The 15,762-nt window shown below is 65.5% G+C and carries 23 protein-coding genes; all 23 read left to right on the top strand.

Features of this window, described 5'->3' with window-relative positions; translation table 11 throughout:
• Positions 1-14 precede the first annotated feature (14 nt).
• The 23 genes from EBQ26_RS10425 (at position 15) to EBQ26_RS10535 (ending at position 15,749) form a co-directional block, all read left to right on the top strand.
• Positions 15-1,070 carry a hypothetical protein gene (locus EBQ26_RS10425; protein ID WP_147474048.1) on the top strand — a complete coding sequence of 352 codons (1,056 nt, stop codon included), beginning with the start codon at positions 15-17 and terminating at the stop codon, positions 1,068-1,070.
• Entirely contained in the window at positions 1,025-1,651 is a 627-nt protein-coding gene (locus EBQ26_RS10430; RefSeq protein ID WP_147474049.1) for a hypothetical protein, read from the top strand. The genes EBQ26_RS10425 and EBQ26_RS10430 overlap by 46 nt, the downstream gene beginning before the upstream one ends.
• A gap of 151 nt (positions 1,652-1,802) precedes the next feature.
• Complete coding sequence (locus tag EBQ26_RS10435; RefSeq protein WP_122238962.1) at positions 1,803-2,153, top strand: putative holin; 351 nt, start codon at positions 1,803-1,805, stop codon at positions 2,151-2,153.
• A 22-nt stretch (positions 2,154-2,175) separates the two neighbouring features.
• Positions 2,176-2,877: a transglycosylase SLT domain-containing protein gene (locus EBQ26_RS10440; protein WP_122238963.1), complete on the top strand. Its 702-nt coding sequence runs from the start codon at positions 2,176-2,178 to the stop codon at positions 2,875-2,877.
• 79 nt (positions 2,878-2,956) lie between these two features.
• The gene (locus EBQ26_RS10445) at positions 2,957-3,406 is read left to right on the top strand and encodes a hypothetical protein (RefSeq protein WP_122238964.1); all 450 of its coding nucleotides are present in this window, start codon (positions 2,957-2,959) and stop codon (positions 3,404-3,406) included.
• Between the two features lie 96 nt (positions 3,407-3,502).
• Positions 3,503-3,652: a TraR/DksA C4-type zinc finger protein gene (locus tag EBQ26_RS10450; RefSeq protein ID WP_122238965.1), complete on the top strand. Its 150-nt coding sequence runs from the start codon at positions 3,503-3,505 to the stop codon at positions 3,650-3,652.
• A complete protein-coding gene (locus EBQ26_RS10455) occupies positions 3,649-4,029 on the top strand; it encodes a hypothetical protein (RefSeq protein WP_147474050.1) in 381 nt (126 codons plus the stop codon). Before EBQ26_RS10450 ends, EBQ26_RS10455 begins: the two co-directional genes overlap by 4 nt.
• A complete protein-coding gene (locus EBQ26_RS10460) occupies positions 4,026-4,346 on the top strand; it encodes a hypothetical protein (protein ID WP_122238967.1) in 321 nt (106 codons plus the stop codon). The genes EBQ26_RS10455 and EBQ26_RS10460 overlap by 4 nt, the downstream gene beginning before the upstream one ends.
• 9 nt (positions 4,347-4,355) lie before the next feature.
• Positions 4,356-4,943: a phage protein Gp27 family protein gene (locus EBQ26_RS10465; RefSeq protein ID WP_122238968.1), complete on the top strand. Its 588-nt coding sequence runs from the start codon at positions 4,356-4,358 to the stop codon at positions 4,941-4,943.
• Between the two features lie 9 nt (positions 4,944-4,952).
• Complete coding sequence (locus tag EBQ26_RS10470) at positions 4,953-6,395, top strand: phage terminase large subunit family protein (protein ID WP_122238969.1); 1,443 nt, start codon at positions 4,953-4,955, stop codon at positions 6,393-6,395.
• 14 nt (positions 6,396-6,409) lie between these two features.
• On the top strand, positions 6,410-8,116 hold the full coding sequence (locus tag EBQ26_RS10475) for a DUF935 domain-containing protein (RefSeq protein WP_122238970.1): 1,707 nt from the start codon (positions 6,410-6,412) through the stop codon (positions 8,114-8,116).
• A complete protein-coding gene (locus EBQ26_RS10480; protein WP_238944304.1) occupies positions 8,113-9,450 on the top strand; it encodes a phage head morphogenesis protein in 1,338 nt (445 codons plus the stop codon). Before EBQ26_RS10475 ends, EBQ26_RS10480 begins: the two co-directional genes overlap by 4 nt.
• A 159-nt stretch (positions 9,451-9,609) precedes the next feature.
• A complete protein-coding gene (locus EBQ26_RS10485) occupies positions 9,610-10,095 on the top strand; it encodes a phage virion morphogenesis protein (RefSeq protein ID WP_122238971.1) in 486 nt (161 codons plus the stop codon).
• A 222-nt stretch (positions 10,096-10,317) separates the two neighbouring features.
• Entirely contained in the window at positions 10,318-10,518 is a 201-nt protein-coding gene (locus EBQ26_RS10490; protein WP_122238972.1) for a hypothetical protein, read from the top strand.
• Complete coding sequence (locus EBQ26_RS10495; protein ID WP_122238973.1) at positions 10,518-10,898, top strand: hypothetical protein; 381 nt, start codon at positions 10,518-10,520, stop codon at positions 10,896-10,898. Before EBQ26_RS10490 ends, EBQ26_RS10495 begins: the two co-directional genes overlap by 1 nt.
• Positions 10,899-11,007: 109 nt before the next feature.
• Complete coding sequence (locus tag EBQ26_RS10500; protein ID WP_122239007.1) at positions 11,008-12,171, top strand: phage protease; 1,164 nt, start codon at positions 11,008-11,010, stop codon at positions 12,169-12,171.
• Positions 12,172-12,186: 15 nt separating this feature from the next.
• Entirely contained in the window at positions 12,187-12,582 is a 396-nt protein-coding gene (locus EBQ26_RS10505; protein ID WP_122238974.1) for a hypothetical protein, read from the top strand.
• A gap of 21 nt (positions 12,583-12,603) precedes the next feature.
• Positions 12,604-13,512 (top strand): Mu-like prophage major head subunit gpT family protein, encoded by a 909-nt coding sequence (locus EBQ26_RS10510; RefSeq protein WP_122238975.1) that lies wholly within the window; start codon positions 12,604-12,606, stop codon positions 13,510-13,512.
• A gap of 22 nt (positions 13,513-13,534) precedes the next feature.
• Complete coding sequence (locus tag EBQ26_RS10515) at positions 13,535-14,083, top strand: gp436 family protein (RefSeq protein ID WP_122238976.1); 549 nt, start codon at positions 13,535-13,537, stop codon at positions 14,081-14,083.
• A gap of 12 nt (positions 14,084-14,095) precedes the next feature.
• Complete coding sequence (locus tag EBQ26_RS10520) at positions 14,096-14,551, top strand: phage tail terminator protein (protein ID WP_095552943.1); 456 nt, start codon at positions 14,096-14,098, stop codon at positions 14,549-14,551.
• On the top strand, positions 14,548-14,931 hold the full coding sequence (locus EBQ26_RS10525; RefSeq protein ID WP_122238977.1) for a hypothetical protein: 384 nt from the start codon (positions 14,548-14,550) through the stop codon (positions 14,929-14,931). The genes EBQ26_RS10520 and EBQ26_RS10525 overlap by 4 nt, the downstream gene beginning before the upstream one ends.
• A 37-nt stretch (positions 14,932-14,968) precedes the next feature.
• Complete coding sequence (locus EBQ26_RS10530) at positions 14,969-15,199, top strand: hypothetical protein (protein WP_122238978.1); 231 nt, start codon at positions 14,969-14,971, stop codon at positions 15,197-15,199.
• 43 nt (positions 15,200-15,242) lie between these two features.
• A complete protein-coding gene (locus EBQ26_RS10535) occupies positions 15,243-15,749 on the top strand; it encodes a hypothetical protein (protein WP_122238979.1) in 507 nt (168 codons plus the stop codon).
• Positions 15,750-15,762: the final 13 nt, after the last annotated feature.

A 15,762-nucleotide genomic window follows, 5' to 3' on the forward strand; every position in this document is an offset into this window, starting at 1 on the left:
GAAAGGTGGCCTCTATGAGTGCGAGAGGAAAGCGGGTTCAAAAAGCCGTTGTCTACAAAAGGGTTCAATTCCACACCAGCGTCGAGGGGCAGACGCTCAAGAGCCTGCTGGCTGCTGCGCTACGGAAGAGAAAAACCCTTGGCGAGCGCAGAAAGAACGTGGCGGCTGAAGATGATCCGATCTACCACGCCTTGGGCATCCCCAAAGATGAGCCCAACGGGTTCGTGTTTGGCACTTTGATGACGTACACGCCAGGCACCGATCCACTGTGCTTCATTGATGATGAGCTTTGTGAAGAGGTTGTGCTGGAGAAGGTCGCCGCGCCCCAGGCGGAAAACGGCAAGAGGCGGGAGTTTCTGGCATCCATGATGTACTTTGGCGTGGTTGACAACCACATGGTGCTGATGCAATCGCAGGCATTGAAAGCCGTCCATCTAGAATCCTATCTGCAATGGTATTTGCACGCCTCAGGAGTTCTGGAGGGCACCAACACGTTGCAGCTGCTCGATACGCCCAGTGAGGCATTGCAGAAAAAAGTCAGCCAAGGCAAGGGGGTCAAGGCCATCAAGATTGGCGGGCAGGTCATGCCCCCGTCGATCATGCCCCCCGTGAAAGACACCGAAGACGGCAGTGCGGCCAGCGCGCCTGAAAAGCAGCCCACAACCCGGCAGGTTGCCTTGCATACAACGGCAGTTGCCACGTCTGAGGATTACGGGGTGCTGGCTGCGCTGAAAAAGCTGATGAGGCCCATTGATGCGGCAAAGATAGACTTTGACCAGTTGGCGGGCTCCAACATTGAGATGAGCGTCACGCTGCGCTATGGCCGCAGCACGACAGAGGATGGGGAAAAGTTGATGACATCGCTGGGAGCTGCGCTGCGCAACTCTGAGGATGTGGAGACCGAAATTGAACTGATTGGTGGCGGCAGCATCAAAGGCTCCGAGCTGAAGCTCAAAGGGGATATTCGCCTCACGTCTTACGATGGCCAGCTTAACGCCACAGATGTTTACGAAGGGCTGCGGCAATGGCTGCTCAACAAAGTGTCATCGCAAGAGCTGCCAGCCAGCTAGTCATCTGGCTGGTCGCCCCGCGGCCGATTACTTTGTTGGTATTGCTTGCAGTTTGTGTCGGGCTGGGGGAGTTGGCCTGGCGGCTGCTGGCCGGTAGCGGGCAAATCATTGCCTGGGCCTCTGGCGTGCTTTCGCCTTTTTGCATGATGTGCGCCACGGCGATCTGGGGCATGAGAGACCGGATGGATGACCTGCTGGACACAGACCAGATGACCGCGCAGGCATATCAGCGATTTGTTGATTTAAGCGCCGCTCAGCGCCGCAAAGCCACCCGATGGGCCGCACTGGCTGCGTTGGCCGCGCTCGCGGCGGCGGCTCCGGCCATCTCCCACCAGTTGGCAGGAGTGATCTGGTATCCCATGGTGCTTGGCTGTGGCGCTGCCGTTGCCATAGCGATCTTTGGCTATTTGCTGGCCCGCTGCTGGGATGAGCAAATTCGCGCGCAGCGGGGCGCCCAGAAGCTGGAAAGCAAGAGGCGTCAGGAGCGGCAAGAGCTACTGGAAAAAATACAAAGCGGCGCTTCCGTGAATGCCGCAAAAGGATGGGTAGAAGGGCCGCCCCTCGAAATAAGCAAACATTAAAAACGCTTGATTGACCCACCCCCCCGCAGGTACGGCGCAGCTTTGCCGCGCATCTTCTGACACCTGTCAAAAGACAAGGGCTACCCCAAAAAGCACCATCACGGGCATCCCAACGGATGCCCGTTTTTTTTGCCTTTTGGAAGTAGCCGCCATGCCCGATACCCGTACCCCCGAAACCCTATCCACCGATGCCTACACCTTCGGCCGCTTGCCGCGCCTGACCAGCTGGTGGGCCATTGCCGCTGTGCTCTCTGCCCTGGTGCTGCTGATTGCGCCGGGCCAATTGCCCGTCACGCTCTACAAGCTCAATCTCATCGCGCTGGCCGCCGTGGCCGGGTACTGGATTGACCGCGCCATCTTCCCCTATGCGCGCCCTCAGCTGGATGCGCTGCGCGATCTGTACCCGCCCGATCACAGCCGGCTGTACTTCCTGGCCGCCGTCATGCTGCGCCGCGCGCTGATCGTCGCCGCCACTGTGCTGGCCGTGGCGCTGGGGGCCTGATATGGGATGGCCTCAATGGGCCATGCTGGCCTTGCTCCTGGCTTCACTGCTGGCCGCCGCCTACCTGCACGGCAAGGCCCACAGCGGCCCGCACAACTTCTGGACCACGGTGGCGTCCGTGGTGATTCATCTGGCGATCTTGTATGCGGGCGGATTTTTCTCCTCCTCCGCCCAGGCCCAGACCATCCCCGCCGCTGCCCAGCACTACCGGCGCGATCTCGTCCGCGCCGCGCACAGCGCCTGGGGGCTGGATGCGCCCATTGCCGTCTTTGCGGCCCAGGTGCATCAGGAGAGCGCCTGGCGTCCCAATGCCATCAGCCACGTGGGCGCTCGCGGCCTGGCGCAGTTCATGCCTGCCACGGCGCGCTGGTGGTGCGAGCGCACAGGCACGCCGCCCGATGCCTGCCTGCCGCACAACCCCACCTGGGCGCTGCGCGCGCTGGTGGGCTACGACCGCTGGCTGTACGAGCGCACGCCCGCACGCTACAGCGCATTTGACCGCTGGTGGGTGGCCCTGCGCGCCTACAACGGCGGCCTGGGCCACTGGCAGCGCGAAGCCGCCGCCACCGGCCTGGCGCAGCCCAGCCGCCAGCGGGTGGACGCTGCCTGCGGCCAGGCGCGCCGCCATGCCAGCCATTGCCCCGAGAACCTGGGCTACCCCGCCCGCATCCTGATCGCCCTGCAGCCGCGCTATGCGAGCTGGGGCCAAACGGTGGAGCCATGACCATGCCCGTGCCCCTGCAAATCGCATTGCTGAGCGCCGTGCTCTGGCGCTGCCTGTTGGGCAGTCTGTGGGGTGCCCTATGACCGCCATGCTGCCCCGCCTCATCGGCCCGCTGCTGGTGCTGGCCGGCCTGTGCACCGTCTACGCCATCGGCCACCTCAGCGGCCAATCTGCCGCCCAGGCCCGCGCCGACCGCGCCACTGTGGCCGCCCAGGCCCGGCAACTGGAGCAATACCGCGCCGCCGTGGCCGAGCACACCGCGCTGATTGCGGCCAGCCAGGCCGCCAGCCAGGCCATCCGGGCCACGGCCAGCGCCATGGAAACCACCAACCGGAGAACGACCCATGCCCTCAAGCAAGCCCTGGAGTTGGACGCTGCCGAGCGCGCTGATTGCCGCTATGACGACGGCGTCATGCAGCACCTGGTCAACGCCCGCCAGCGCGCCGCTGACGCTGCCGCAGGCCGCGCCGCCGGCAGCCCTGATGCAAAGCTGCCCGCCCCCGGCGCAGGTGCCGATAGCGGAGGCTGATGCCGTGTTGCTGACGCTCAAAGAGATGTACGACGTCTATGGCCTGTGCGCCTGGCGGCACCGCCGTTTGATTGATTGGCTGGAGCAGGGGCAGTGATGGGCGATGTGATGGATCGCGCGCAGGAGCGCGGGCAGGAATGGTTGCACGACCAGCTCGCCCACCAGGCCGCGCGCCGCCAGGCGTTGCCGGGCGTGCGGCGCTGCGTGGGTTGTCAGACAGCCCTGGAAAGAGAGCAAAAGCGATGACTTTAGAGATTGAATTCACTTGGTTAGTGGGGCTGCTGATCACGATTTTTGGTGCGGCCGCCGGTGTGGGCAAGCTGCTGCTGGCCCAGCACCAAAAGCACCAGGACGCCAAGTTTGCCGCGCTGGAGCGCGCGGGCCAGGGCATGCAAGCCAGCCTGCATAAGCGCCTGGACGGCATCGAAATCTCGCAAAAAGAGGAGTCCGTGCGGGTGCAGAAGCTGGAGCGGGAGTTTCTGGTCTTCAAGGCGGAGCTGCCCATGACGTATTTGCAGCGCACCGACCACATCCGCAGCGAGAGCGTGACGCAGGCCCGGCTTGATGCCATTGCCGGGCAATTGACCAATGTCCAAATGTTGATAGGAGGCCAAAAGCCATGACCACCGCCACCCCGCTTGATCTGGCCCGCGCGCGCCGTGAAGGTTTGCGCTGGCTGATTGTGCTGACCCTCAACAATGCCCGCCCGATTGGCGCGACCGATGCCCTGGTGCTGACCGTGGCCCAGACCCAATACCCGGATGCCACGCTGCTGGATTTGCGCCGTGAGCTGGAGTACTTGAGCGACCGCGATCTGGTGGCGCTGGAGCGCCGCCCCGATGGCATTTGGCAGGGCAAGCTCACGCGCCACGGCGTGGACGTGGCCGAGTACACGGTCGATTGCGAGCCGGGCATTGCCCGGCCCGCCAAGTACTGGTGAGGCGCGGCCATGGGACGCAAGAGCAGCATCAGCCGCCTGCCCGCCGAGATCAAAGCCTACATCGAGGCGATGCTGGCCACGGGCGCGCAGACGCTCGATGAGATGATTGCGGATCTGCAAGAGCGCTTCCCGGCCGAGGCGAAGGCGGGCGAGCTGCCCAGCCGCACGGCATTGCACCGCTATGGCAGCAAGCTCGACCGCCGCCTGGCGGCGATCAAGGCGAGCACCGAGGCGGCCATGCTGATCCGCAAGCACGCCGCCGACAAAGAAGATGCCCGCAGCGAAGCGCTGACCAGCCTGGTGCAAACCGAGCTGTTCGAGGCCATCCTCGCCCTACAGGCCGCAGACGAGCCGGGGCCCGATGGTCAGCAGTTGGAGCCTGCCGAGCGCATCGGCTTGCTCAGCGAGGCGGCCAAGCACATTGCCACGCTCACCCGCTCCAGCGTGACGCTCAAGCAGTTTCAGGCCAAGGCCGAGGAGGCCGGGCGCAGGAAGTTGCTGGAAGAGCAAAAAGCCGCATTCAAGACCCTGGAGGCCAAGCCGGGGGTGTCCGCTGAGGCGATGGCCGAAATCCGCCGCGTGCTGGGCATTGAGTGAGGGGCAAGTATGCGCACGCAAAAGGGCAAGGCCCGCATCATCCCGGCCAATCCAGAGGGCATCTTCTTGCCGTTTCAGGCGGCCTGGATCAAGGACGGCGCGCGGCTGAAGCTGATGGAGAAATCCCGCCAGATCGGCCTGTCGTGGTCCACCGCCTACGCCTGTGTGGAGCGCACGGCGGCGCAGGGTGCGCGGCACGACCAATGGGTGAGCAGCCGCGACGATTTGCAGGCGCGCCTGTTCGTCGAAGACTGCAAGCTGTGGGCGGGCATCATGCAACTGGCCGCGCGCGATCTGGGCGAGGTGGTGCTTGATGACAAGGCCCGCATCAGCGCCTACGTGCTGGAGTTTGCCAACGGCCGGCGCATCCACAGCATGAGCTCCAACCCCGATGCCCAGGCGGGAAAGCGCGGCGGGCGCGTGCTGGATGAGTTTGCCCTGCACCCCGACCCGCGCAAGCTCTGGAGCATTGCCTACCCGGGCATTACCTGGGGCGGCAACATGGAGCTGATCTCCACGCACCGCGGCAGCGGCAACTTTTTCAATGAGCTGGTGCGCGAGGTCAAGGAGCGGGGCAACCCGAAGAACATCAGCCTGCACACGGTGACGCTGCAACGCGCGCTGGAAGATGGCTTTCTCTACAAGCTGCAAGAGCGCCTGCCCGACGATGACGAGTGCCAGGCCATGGACGAGGCGGCGTACTTCGACTTCATCCGCGCGGGCTGCGCCGATGAGGAGAGCTTCCAGCAGGAGTACATGTGCAACCCGGCCGATGACGATGCCAAGTTTTTGGCCTACGACCTGATTGCATCGTGCGAGTACGCCGCAGGCGTGGACTGGCACAGCCTGGGCGATGGCCCCTTGTATTGCGGGGTGGACATTGGCCGAAAGCGCGATTTGACGGTGCTGTGGGTGGTGGAGCAGCTGGGCGATGTGCTGTACACGCGCCATGTCGAAACCATGGAGCGCATGCGCAAGAGTGAGCAGGAAAAAATCCTCTGGCCCTGGTTCGAAAAATGCCAGCGCATTTGCATTGACGCCACGGGCCTGGGCATTGGCTGGACGGATGACGCGCAGGACAAATTCGGCGCGCAGCGGGTGGAGGGCGTGACCTTTTCCGCGGGCGTGAAAGAGGCGCTGGCCTACCCGGTGCGCAATGCCATGGAGGACCGCGCGCTGCGCATTCCGCAAGACGCCAAGATTCGCGCCGATTTGCGCCTGGTGCGCAAGGTGACGACGGCCGCAGGCAATGTCCGCTTTGTGGCCGAGGCCACCGAGGACGGCCACGCCGACCGGTTCTGGGCCTTGGCGCTGGCATTGCACGCGGCCAGTAACCCGGCCGCCCCCATCGACTACATCCCCGTGCCCACGCACGCGCGCGGGTTCGACAACACAACGACCGCCCAGGCCGATGCGCTGGACTTTGTATTGCCCGAGCCCGAGGGCTGGTAAGGAGAGAGGCCACCATGGCAGAGAGCAAGATTTTGGGGCCCGATGGCAAGCCCATCGAACGCCACGCCCTGTACGAGCCGCAGACGGCGCACTACGGCCATTTGCAGCGCGAGCTGCAAACGCACCCCACGCGGGGGCTGACGCCGACCAAGTTGGCGGCCATCCTCGACAGAGCTGAAAACGGCGACCTGCTCTCCCAGTTTGACCTGTTCGAGGACATGGAAGAAAAGGACGGCCACATTGCCGCCGAGCTGGGCAAGCGCCGCCGCGCCGCGCTGGTCGATTGGAGCATCGACCCGCCGGACAACCCCAGCGCCGCAGAGCAAAAGGCCGCTGCCGAGCTGACGGAGCTGGTGGCAGAGATCGCTGATTTCGAGGACGTGCTGTTCGATGTGACAGACGCTATTGGAAAGGGATTTGCATGCCTTGAAATCGAGTGGCACAAAGTCGGCCCCTACCATGTGCCGCGGCACATCACGCACCGGCCGCAAAGTTGGTTTACCCTGCACCGCGGCCAGCGCCAGCAGCTGCGCCTGCGCACGGGCAGCACGGATGCCGATGGCATCGTGGGCGAGCGGCTGTGGCCGTTTGGCTGGATCACGCACGTGCACAAGGCCAAGAGCGGCTATCTGGAGCGCACGGCCATGTTCCGCGCGCTGGTGTGGCCGTATTTGTTCAAGAACTACAGCGTGGGCGATCTGGCTGAATTCCTGGAGATCTACGGCATCCCGGTGCGCATCGGAAAGTACCCGCACGGCGCCAGCGACAAGGAAAAAACCACGCTGCTGCGCGCGCTGGTTGGCATTGGCCACAATGCGGCGGGCATCATCCCCGAGGGCATGCAGCTGGAGTTCATGGACGCGGCGCGGGGGGACCCGGAGGCGTTCCGTTTGATGATCGAATGGTGCGAGCGCACGCAGTCCAAAGTGATCCTGGGTGCGACGCTGACCAGCAGCGCCGATGGCAAATCCAGCACCAACGCGCTGGGCAATGTGCACAACGAGGTGCGCAAGGATTTGCGCGATTCGGACATCCGGCAATTGGGCAGCACGCTCACGCGTGATCTACTCTACCCGCTGGCCGCGCTCAATGGCCTGGCCCCGGGCGGCATGCGCCGCGCGCCGGTGTTCTCTTTCAAGACGCGCGAACGCGAAGACCTGACGGCCTACGCCGATGCCCTGCCCAAGCTGGTGGCCATCGGCATGCAAATCCCGGTGCAATGGGCACAAGAGGAGCTGGGCATCCCGCAGCCGGAAGAAGGGCAGGCGGTGTTGCAAGCGCCCGCCACACCCGCCGCAAACGGCCCGGCGCATTTTGCGGCCCACACGCGCTTTTTGCCCGCCGCCGGGGCCGATGTACCAAACAGGCCGCAAAACCCCGCCCAAGCGTTTTATAAAACGCTTCCTGCCGCCGCCTTGTCGGCCCAGCCTGCTGCATTTGCAGAAAACCCCCAGCCTGACCCATTGCAAGAGGCCATCGACGAGGCCGCGCAGGATTGGCAGCCCGCCATGCAGCCCATGCTGCAACCGCTGCTCGACGCCCTGGAGCGGGCGCGCACCCAGGGCCAAAGCGCGCAGGAGTTTCTGGCCGCGTTGCCGCAGCTGTTGCAAGACATGGATGCCAGCGCTTTGCAGCGCACGCTGGACGCGCTGACCTTTGCCGCCCGCGCCGCAGGCGTGGCCGGGCTGCGCGGCGATGCCGCCGATGAGGGGCGGGCATGAGCGATACCCCCGATGCCCTGACAGCGGCCGAGTTTGCCCAGCTCTGGCGTCTGCTGCCGCAAGATGCCGTCGCATACATGCAAGCGCGCAGCAAGCTGCTGACCAGCTACAACTGGCTTGACGTGTATGCAGACGAGCACCTGCGCAATTTCACGGTCAGCCGCCTTGCCTGCCTGGATACGCTGCAAGCCGTTTACGAGGCCGTGCAGCGCGCCACTGAGGGCGATTTGAGCCGACGCGACTTCATTCGCGACGTCGAGCGGACATTGCGTGACAAGGGCTGGTGGGGCCTCAACGCTGTGGTGGACCCGGCCACGGGCGAGACCGTGCAAACCCATTTCAATCCGAGCCGCCTGCAGCTGATCTACGACACCAACACCCGCGCTGCCCACGCAGCCGGGCAATGGCAGCGCATCCAGCGTAACAAGCACCTTTACCCCTATTTGCGCTACGTGACGGTGGGCGATGAGCACGTGCGCCCCGAGCATGCGCGCTGGCACAACCTGACGCTGCCGGTCGACCACCCGCTATGGCAGCAGATTTACCCGCCCAACGGCTGGCGCTGCCGCTGCCGCGTGGTCGCCATGCGCCAGGAGGAGGTCGATGCAGGCGCCAGCCCCACCGGAGCGCCCCTGCGCACCGAGCCGCCCCAGGAGCAGCCCAGGGAATGGATCAACCGACGCACCGGCGAAGTGCGCCAGATCGTGCCGGGCGTCTCGCCAGGCTTTGACTACAACGTGGGCGAGGCCAGCGCCCAATGGCAAAGCATGGCGCGGCAACTGGCGCAAAAAGCCGCCAGCGCCCCGGCCGAGCTGGGCGCGGCCCTTGGTCAGGCCATCAACCAAAGCCCCGAAGGCGCTGAACTGGTGGACAAGGCCTGGGCCGCCTGGATCACGGATCTGATGGCCGACCCCATCGCCCGCAAGCGCATGGCGCTGCTGGGATTCGTGCGCCCGCAAGATGTCGCCGCGCTCAAAAACAAGGGCATCGACGTGCCCAACGCCGCTATCCGGGTCGAAGACAGCCGCGTCATTGGCAAGAAGGCCAAACGCCACGAGGGCAAGGGCGACGCCCTGAGCGAGGGCGATTGGCGCGCCCTCAGCGCCAATCTGCGCAGACCCAAGGCCGTGCTGCTGGACAAACACAATCAAACCCTGCTGTACGTGCTGGCCCCGCAAGGGGCCCAGGCCCAGCGTGTGGTCGTAGCGCCTGCTTATACAGTCAAGGGGGAAGAATCGGCCAGTCTGCGCACGGCCTATTGGGCGAGCCTGGCAGACATACGCGGCAACGTCGCCGGTGGCCAGTTGGAGCTGCTCGACGGCAGCCTGGATTGAGAAAGCGGGGCCACGCATGGAGGGCCTACTGTCCCCTCATCCGGCGCTGCCGGGCCTTGGCCCGGAGCCCCGTGCTCGGCGCGCAGGATTATTTTCCGGCGTCATGCGCGGCAAAAAACTTACCCCCAATCTACCACAAGCGGTTTAAAGGAGACTGCCATGCCCATCACCATCAAGCTCGAAGACAGCGCGCTGCGCCCCTATCTGCAACAGCTGCACGAGCGCATGAGCGACCTCAGCCCGGTCATGGACAGCATCGGCCACGCGCTGGAGCAAAACATGCGCGCGCGCTACGAAACCCGCAGGGACCCGGACGGCAACAAATGGGGCGATTGGGAGCAGTCCACCAAGAAAAGCTACCCCTGGCGCGGCAGCAAGGCCGCCAAAGGCAAAGACGGCCCCGGCCGCGGCCTGATGCTGGAGCGCTACGGCAGCATGTTCGATGGCATCTCCGTCAGCCATGACAAAAACAGCGTCAGCATCGGCTTCGATCAGTTCTACGCGGCCTACCATGAATGGGGCACCAAACGCATGAAGCGCCGCGGCCTGCTCACTTCCAACCCCAACACCGGGCGCCTGGGCGAGAAGGATGCGCAAACCATCGTAGAAATCGTGCAGCAGTACTTGCACAAAGACCTCAGGTGAAGCCGGTGCAAAAATTCATTCCCGCCAAACGGCGCGCACGGCACGTTTTGCCCCAAGCCTTCGTACCAGCCCCGCCACGAACGCCCCGCACAGAGGCCATAAACCGCTTTATGAAACGCTTTGCCCGACCACCCCGGGCGCACGCAGCAGCCTTGGACATTGAAAGTCTTTTTCACCTGACGTAACATCAAGGCCGTTTTTGCACCCACTCAAGGAGAAACCATGACAGCGCTGCTCAAAGTGCTCGCGCGCGCCGGGGCCTCGGTGGGCAACCCCTTTAGCCCGGCGCGTCACTACATCCGCCCCCGTCCAGGCGACGCCGCCCGCGACGCCGCACGCATCGCAGCCGATATGCGCGCCGTGGATCTGGATCTGCGCCGTACCTTGGGACGTCATTTGCGAGTAACCGCGAAAAAACACTGATGTCCAATCGCCAAACCCATGCCCGCGCCCGCTCTTCCAGAGGCGATGAGCTGGCCCTTTCGGAGACTACGACCGACGCCCCTTTGTTGCCCATAGAGCAACTGGCGCGCCTCAAGGAAATTGCCCCGGAAAAGGTGCAATGGCTGTTTGACAAAACCAGTGAAGAAATCGTCTTTCGTCACGCCGAGACGCGACGCGTCAACACCATGACCTTCATCGACCGCATTGCTGGCCTTGTTTTCGCGTTGCTGATTGCCTGCGCAGGCATAGGCGGCGCCATCTATCTGGCCATGTACGACAAAACCGTTGTGGCCTCCATCATCGGGGGCACAACTCTGGTGGGGCTTGTAACGGCCTTCATCGCTGCGCGCAAAAGCTAAGGCAACGCTCAACAAACACCCGGCCCGCCGCTCTGGCGGGCTTTTTTGCGCACTCCAGTTTTGACACCTGTCAAAAGACTTGCGCCGCCTCGCTGCCGATCATGGCGGCATGTCCAGCACAGCACCCGCCCAAACCGCTATTGCCATCGCCGCCTGCGCCTTCGATGCCGCGGCGGCCATCCATGCCCAGAGCGCCCAGAGCGCCCAAGGGGCTGCAAACGGGCAGCCGCCGCGCGTGCTGCTGCAACTGACGCCCGCGCGGGATTTCCGGCCCAGCGACGGCCGCCCCATGGACGTGCCCGCCTGGCGCATCAACGCCGCCATTGCCCAGCGCGTCATCGCCGCCTTCAGCGCTGCGCAGCCGCCCGTCATCGACTACGAGCACCAAACCCTGCGCAGCGAGGCCAACGGCCAGCCTGCCCCAGCTGCGGGCTGGATACACGGCCTGCGCTGGATTGAGGGCCGGGGTCTTTTTGCCGAGGCCGAACTCACCGCCCGCGCCCGCGAGCTGATTGCAGGCGGCGAATACCGCTACTTCTCGCCTGTGCTGGAGTACGCCAGCAAAACCGGCGAGGTGCGCCGCATCCTGATGGGCGCGCTGACCAACAACCCCGCCATCCACGGCATGCAGGCCATCGACCTGATGGCCGCGGCCACCAGCAAATGGATGGCTGCCCCCCACACCACCACCCTTGACGAGGAGAGTACGACCATGACCCTGCTGCAAAAACTGCTGGCGGCCCTGGGCCTGCCCGAATCCACCAGCGAAGACGCGGCCCTGGCCGCCTGCGCCGCCCAACGCGCCCAGGCCGAAGCCGCGCGCGCAGCGCTCAGCCTGGGCATTGACGCCAGCGCCGAGAGCATCACCGCCGCCTGCACCAGCCTGAGCGCCCAGGCCACTGCGGCGGCCCAACCCGACCCCGCGAAGTTCGTTCCCATTGCCGCTGTGCAGGAGCTGCAAGCCAGCGTGGCCGCCCTCACGGCCCGCCAGCGCGAGCGCGAGGTGGACGACCTCGTCGCCCCCGCCCTGGCCGATGGCCGCCTGCTGCCCGCACAAGAGGCCTGGGCGCGCGATCTGGGCAAAACCAATCTCGCCGCCCTGAGCAGCTATTTGCAAACCGCCCAGCCCATTGCCGCCTTGAGCGGCACGCAAACCAAGGGCCAGCCACCCGCCGGCACCGCGCCAGGTACGGGCGGTCTGAGCAGCGATGAGCTGGCCGTGGCCGCCGCCTGCGGCCTCACCCCGGAAGTTTTTGCCAGCGGCAAACAGTAAGCAAGGAGGACACCCATGGCTGCACTCAACAAAGACCGCGCCACGCCCGAGCGCAAGGGCGATCTGGTGGCCGATCCGCTGGATGCGGGCGCCACGATTTACGCCGGGGGCATGTACGTGCTCAAGGCAGGCAAGGCCAAACCGGCCGCGGCCAGCGACAGCGGCGCCGTGCGCGCCGTAGCCCGCAAGCGCGCCAGCGCCGCCGCAGGCGATGCGCACGTCGATGGCCTCATCAGCGTGTTCCGCTTTGACAACGCCGCAGCCAGCGCGGCCATCACCCGCGCAGAGATTGGCGCCAATGCCTACGTGGTGGACGACCAGACCGTCGGCAAAACCGGCAATTGCATCGCCGGCGTGGTGCTGGACGTGGAGGACGCCGGCGTGTGGGTGCGCATCGGCGCCAAAGCTTGATTGACGACAAGGACAACCACCATGCACATCAACAACACCAACCTCAAGGCGCTCTATACCGCCTTCAACGCCGCTTTCAAGCAGGGCCTGGGCCAGGCGGCCAGCCAGTACGGGCAGATTGCCACCACCGTGCCCAGCACCACCGCCGCCGAGGAATACGGCTGGCTGGGCCAACTGCCCGGCCTGCGCGAATGGCTCGGCGATCGCGTGGTGCACGCCATTGGCAACCACGGCTACACCATCAAGAACCGCCCCTTTGAGCTGACCGTGGGCGTGCCGCGCACAGCCATTGAAGACGACACCTATGGCGTCTACACCCCGCTGATGCAGGAGATGGGCAGCGCCGTTGCCGCCCACCCCGATCAGCTCGTCTTCGGCCTGCTCAAGGAGGGGCGCACGGCGCTGTGCTACGACGGCCAGCCGTTTTTCAGTGCGGCGCACAAAGTCCTCAACGACAAGGGCAAGGAAGTGGCCGTCTCCAACCTCAGCGATGGCGGCAGCGGCCCGAGCTGGTATTTGCTGGACACGCGCCGCAGCCTCAAGCCGCTGATCTACCAGTCGCGCAAGGCGCCCACGTTCGTCAGCCTCACGGGTGAGAGCGATGAAAACGTTTTCCATCGCTCCCAGTACATCTACGGCGTGGATTGCCGCCGCAATGCCGGTTTTGGCTTCTGGCAATTGGCGCACGCCAGCAACAAGGATTTGACGGCCGAGAACCTCAAGGCGGCCATCACCGCCATGGAAACGCTCACCGGCGACCACGGCCGCCCGCTGGGCATCAGCCCCAACCTGCTGGTTGTGCCCAAGGCCCTGCGATTTGTGGCCAAGAAGCTGCTGGAGTCCGACCTGGTGCCCAACGCCGCAGGCACAGCCACCGAATCCAACGACGTCAAGAACGTGGTGGATGTGCTGGTGGCCGACTGGCTGTAACCCCACATCGACAGCACCGCCCATGCCCTACATCACCCATGCCGATTTGGCCGAGCGCCCCGGCGCGCTGGAGCTGGCCCAGGTCGCCAGCGACGAGCACGCCGATGAGGTCAGCGCCGAGCTGCTCGACGCCGCCCTGCGCGGCGCAGACACCAGTGCCTGGCCCGATGAGCAGGTGCAGGCCGCCCGCCGCGCCCTGGCGCGCATCGACGACGCCGTGCAGGACGCCGCCGCCCTGATCGACGGCTACCTGGCCAAGCGCGGCTACGCGCTGCCGCTCTCGCCCGTGCCCTCCCTGGTGCAAGCCTGGTGCCGCGCCATCGCCCGCTACCTGCTGCACAAGAACCGCCGCTCGATGGACGACAAGGACCCCATCGTGCGCGACTGGCGCGACGCCCAGCGCCTGCTGCAACAAACGGCCGATGGCAAGTTCAGCCTGGGCGCCGATGACGCCGTGGCCGTGCACCAGACCGATGCGCGCTTTGCCAACCAAAACGGCCCAGACCAGCGCTGGGGCCAGTCCGATGGCGGGCGCATCTTCAGCCGCGACGAGCTGCGCGCCTGGCGCTGACAGGGGGCCGTCATGGGGTTTGAGCCATTCGATACCAGCCTGATCGTGCAGCGCCTGGCCAACGCTGTGCCCGCCTTGCAGGCCGTGGGCAACATGGCCGATTACGCCGCCGTGCAAGAGCTGCGCAGCTTTCGCACGCCCAGCGCCTACGTGGTGTTTGGCGAGGAGCAAAACACCGGCAAGGTGCCTGCATCCATCGGCGTGTGCACGCAAGAAAGCGTGGTGGAGATCGGCGTGGTGCTGGCGCTGCGCCACTACCGCGAGCAAGGCGGCGGGCAAATGGCCGCGCAAACCCGTCAGCTCATCGGCCAGGTGCGCTGTGCCCTGCTGGGCTGGCGCCCCGAAGTCAGCGGCGCGCGCGTGCTGGAGTGGCAGGCCGGGCGCGTGCTCGATTACGACGCGGGCGTGCTGCTCTTTGCCGACCGCTACGTCCTGCGCTACCTGCTGCACAAGGAGAGCACAGCATGAGCACCCCCCCCTGCACCCCCTGCGGCCCCGGCGGCCCATCGCCCGCCATCACCGTCAAGCGCGGCGACAGCATCGACTGGCACTGCCGCGTGCAAGCCGGCGGCCCCGGCGGCGGCCTGCCGCTGGACATCACCGGCTGGAGCATCGCCTGCCAGCTGCGCAGCGTGCAACGCAACGCCGCCGCGCGCCTGGTGTATGCCTTTGCCCCCGCCATCGTCAACGCCGCCGCCGGTCAGTACGCCTTGCGCGCCAGCAGCGCCCAAACCGCCGCATGGCCCGCAGGCCGCGCCGCGCTGGACGTGCGCTACACCGATGCCACAGGCCGCGTCATGCACACCGATACCGTGGCCGTGCTCGTGTGCGAGGCCATCACCCGCTAACCCGCTTGCCAACCCACCACAACCGGAGGCCAACGCCATGAGCAGCCCCATCACCATCATCCACACAGGCCACGCCGCCCACACCGTCACCATCGTCGGCGTGCCCGGCCCCGCCGGGCCACCCGGCCCGCCAGGCGCAGGCAGCGGCGGAGCGCCCCTCATCAGCGCGGACGCCGCCAACCGCCTCAAGCCCGGCAGCGACGGCGGCCTGCACGTGGCCGACACCTTGAGCGACCCCGTGGCCTATTACATCCTGGCCAAGTCCTGATCCCATCAACCCCCATCACCCAAGCACCACAAGGAGCAAACACATGACCATGGAAGCCCAAATCATCACCCTGGCCCAGACCATTGGCGCAGACATCAAAGCCATCAATCTCAAGCAGGGCGATTTGAGCGCGCTGCCCACCACCGCCAAGGCCAGCCTGGTAGCCGCGCTCACCGAGCTGCACACCGCCATGCAGCAGCTCAGCGCCAGCGCCGGTGCGCAGATCGACGACAGCGCCGGCACGGGCGTGATGGATAAAACCTGGAGCGCCAATAAGTTGGTCGCCGCCATCGACGAGGCCAAGCTGGCCGTCAAAAACGAGCTCACCGATGGCGCAGGCGCCGCGCTGGACACCCTCAAAGAGCTGGCTGAGGCCCTCGGCAACGACGCCAACTTTGCGCAAACCATCGCCGCCGACATCGCCAAGCGCGTGCGCTACGACCAGGCCCAAGTGTTGAGTCAAGAGCAGCAAAAGCAGGCCTGCGCCAACATCGGCGTGGGCGCCCCCACGCACAGCTTCGTGGCCGACTACAACGCCGCCAAGGCCTGAGCGGAGCAGTGGC

The organism is Allofranklinella schreckenbergeri, assembly GCF_003703475.1.
Taxonomy (GTDB): domain Bacteria; phylum Pseudomonadota; class Gammaproteobacteria; order Burkholderiales; family Burkholderiaceae_C; genus Lampropedia; species Lampropedia schreckenbergeri.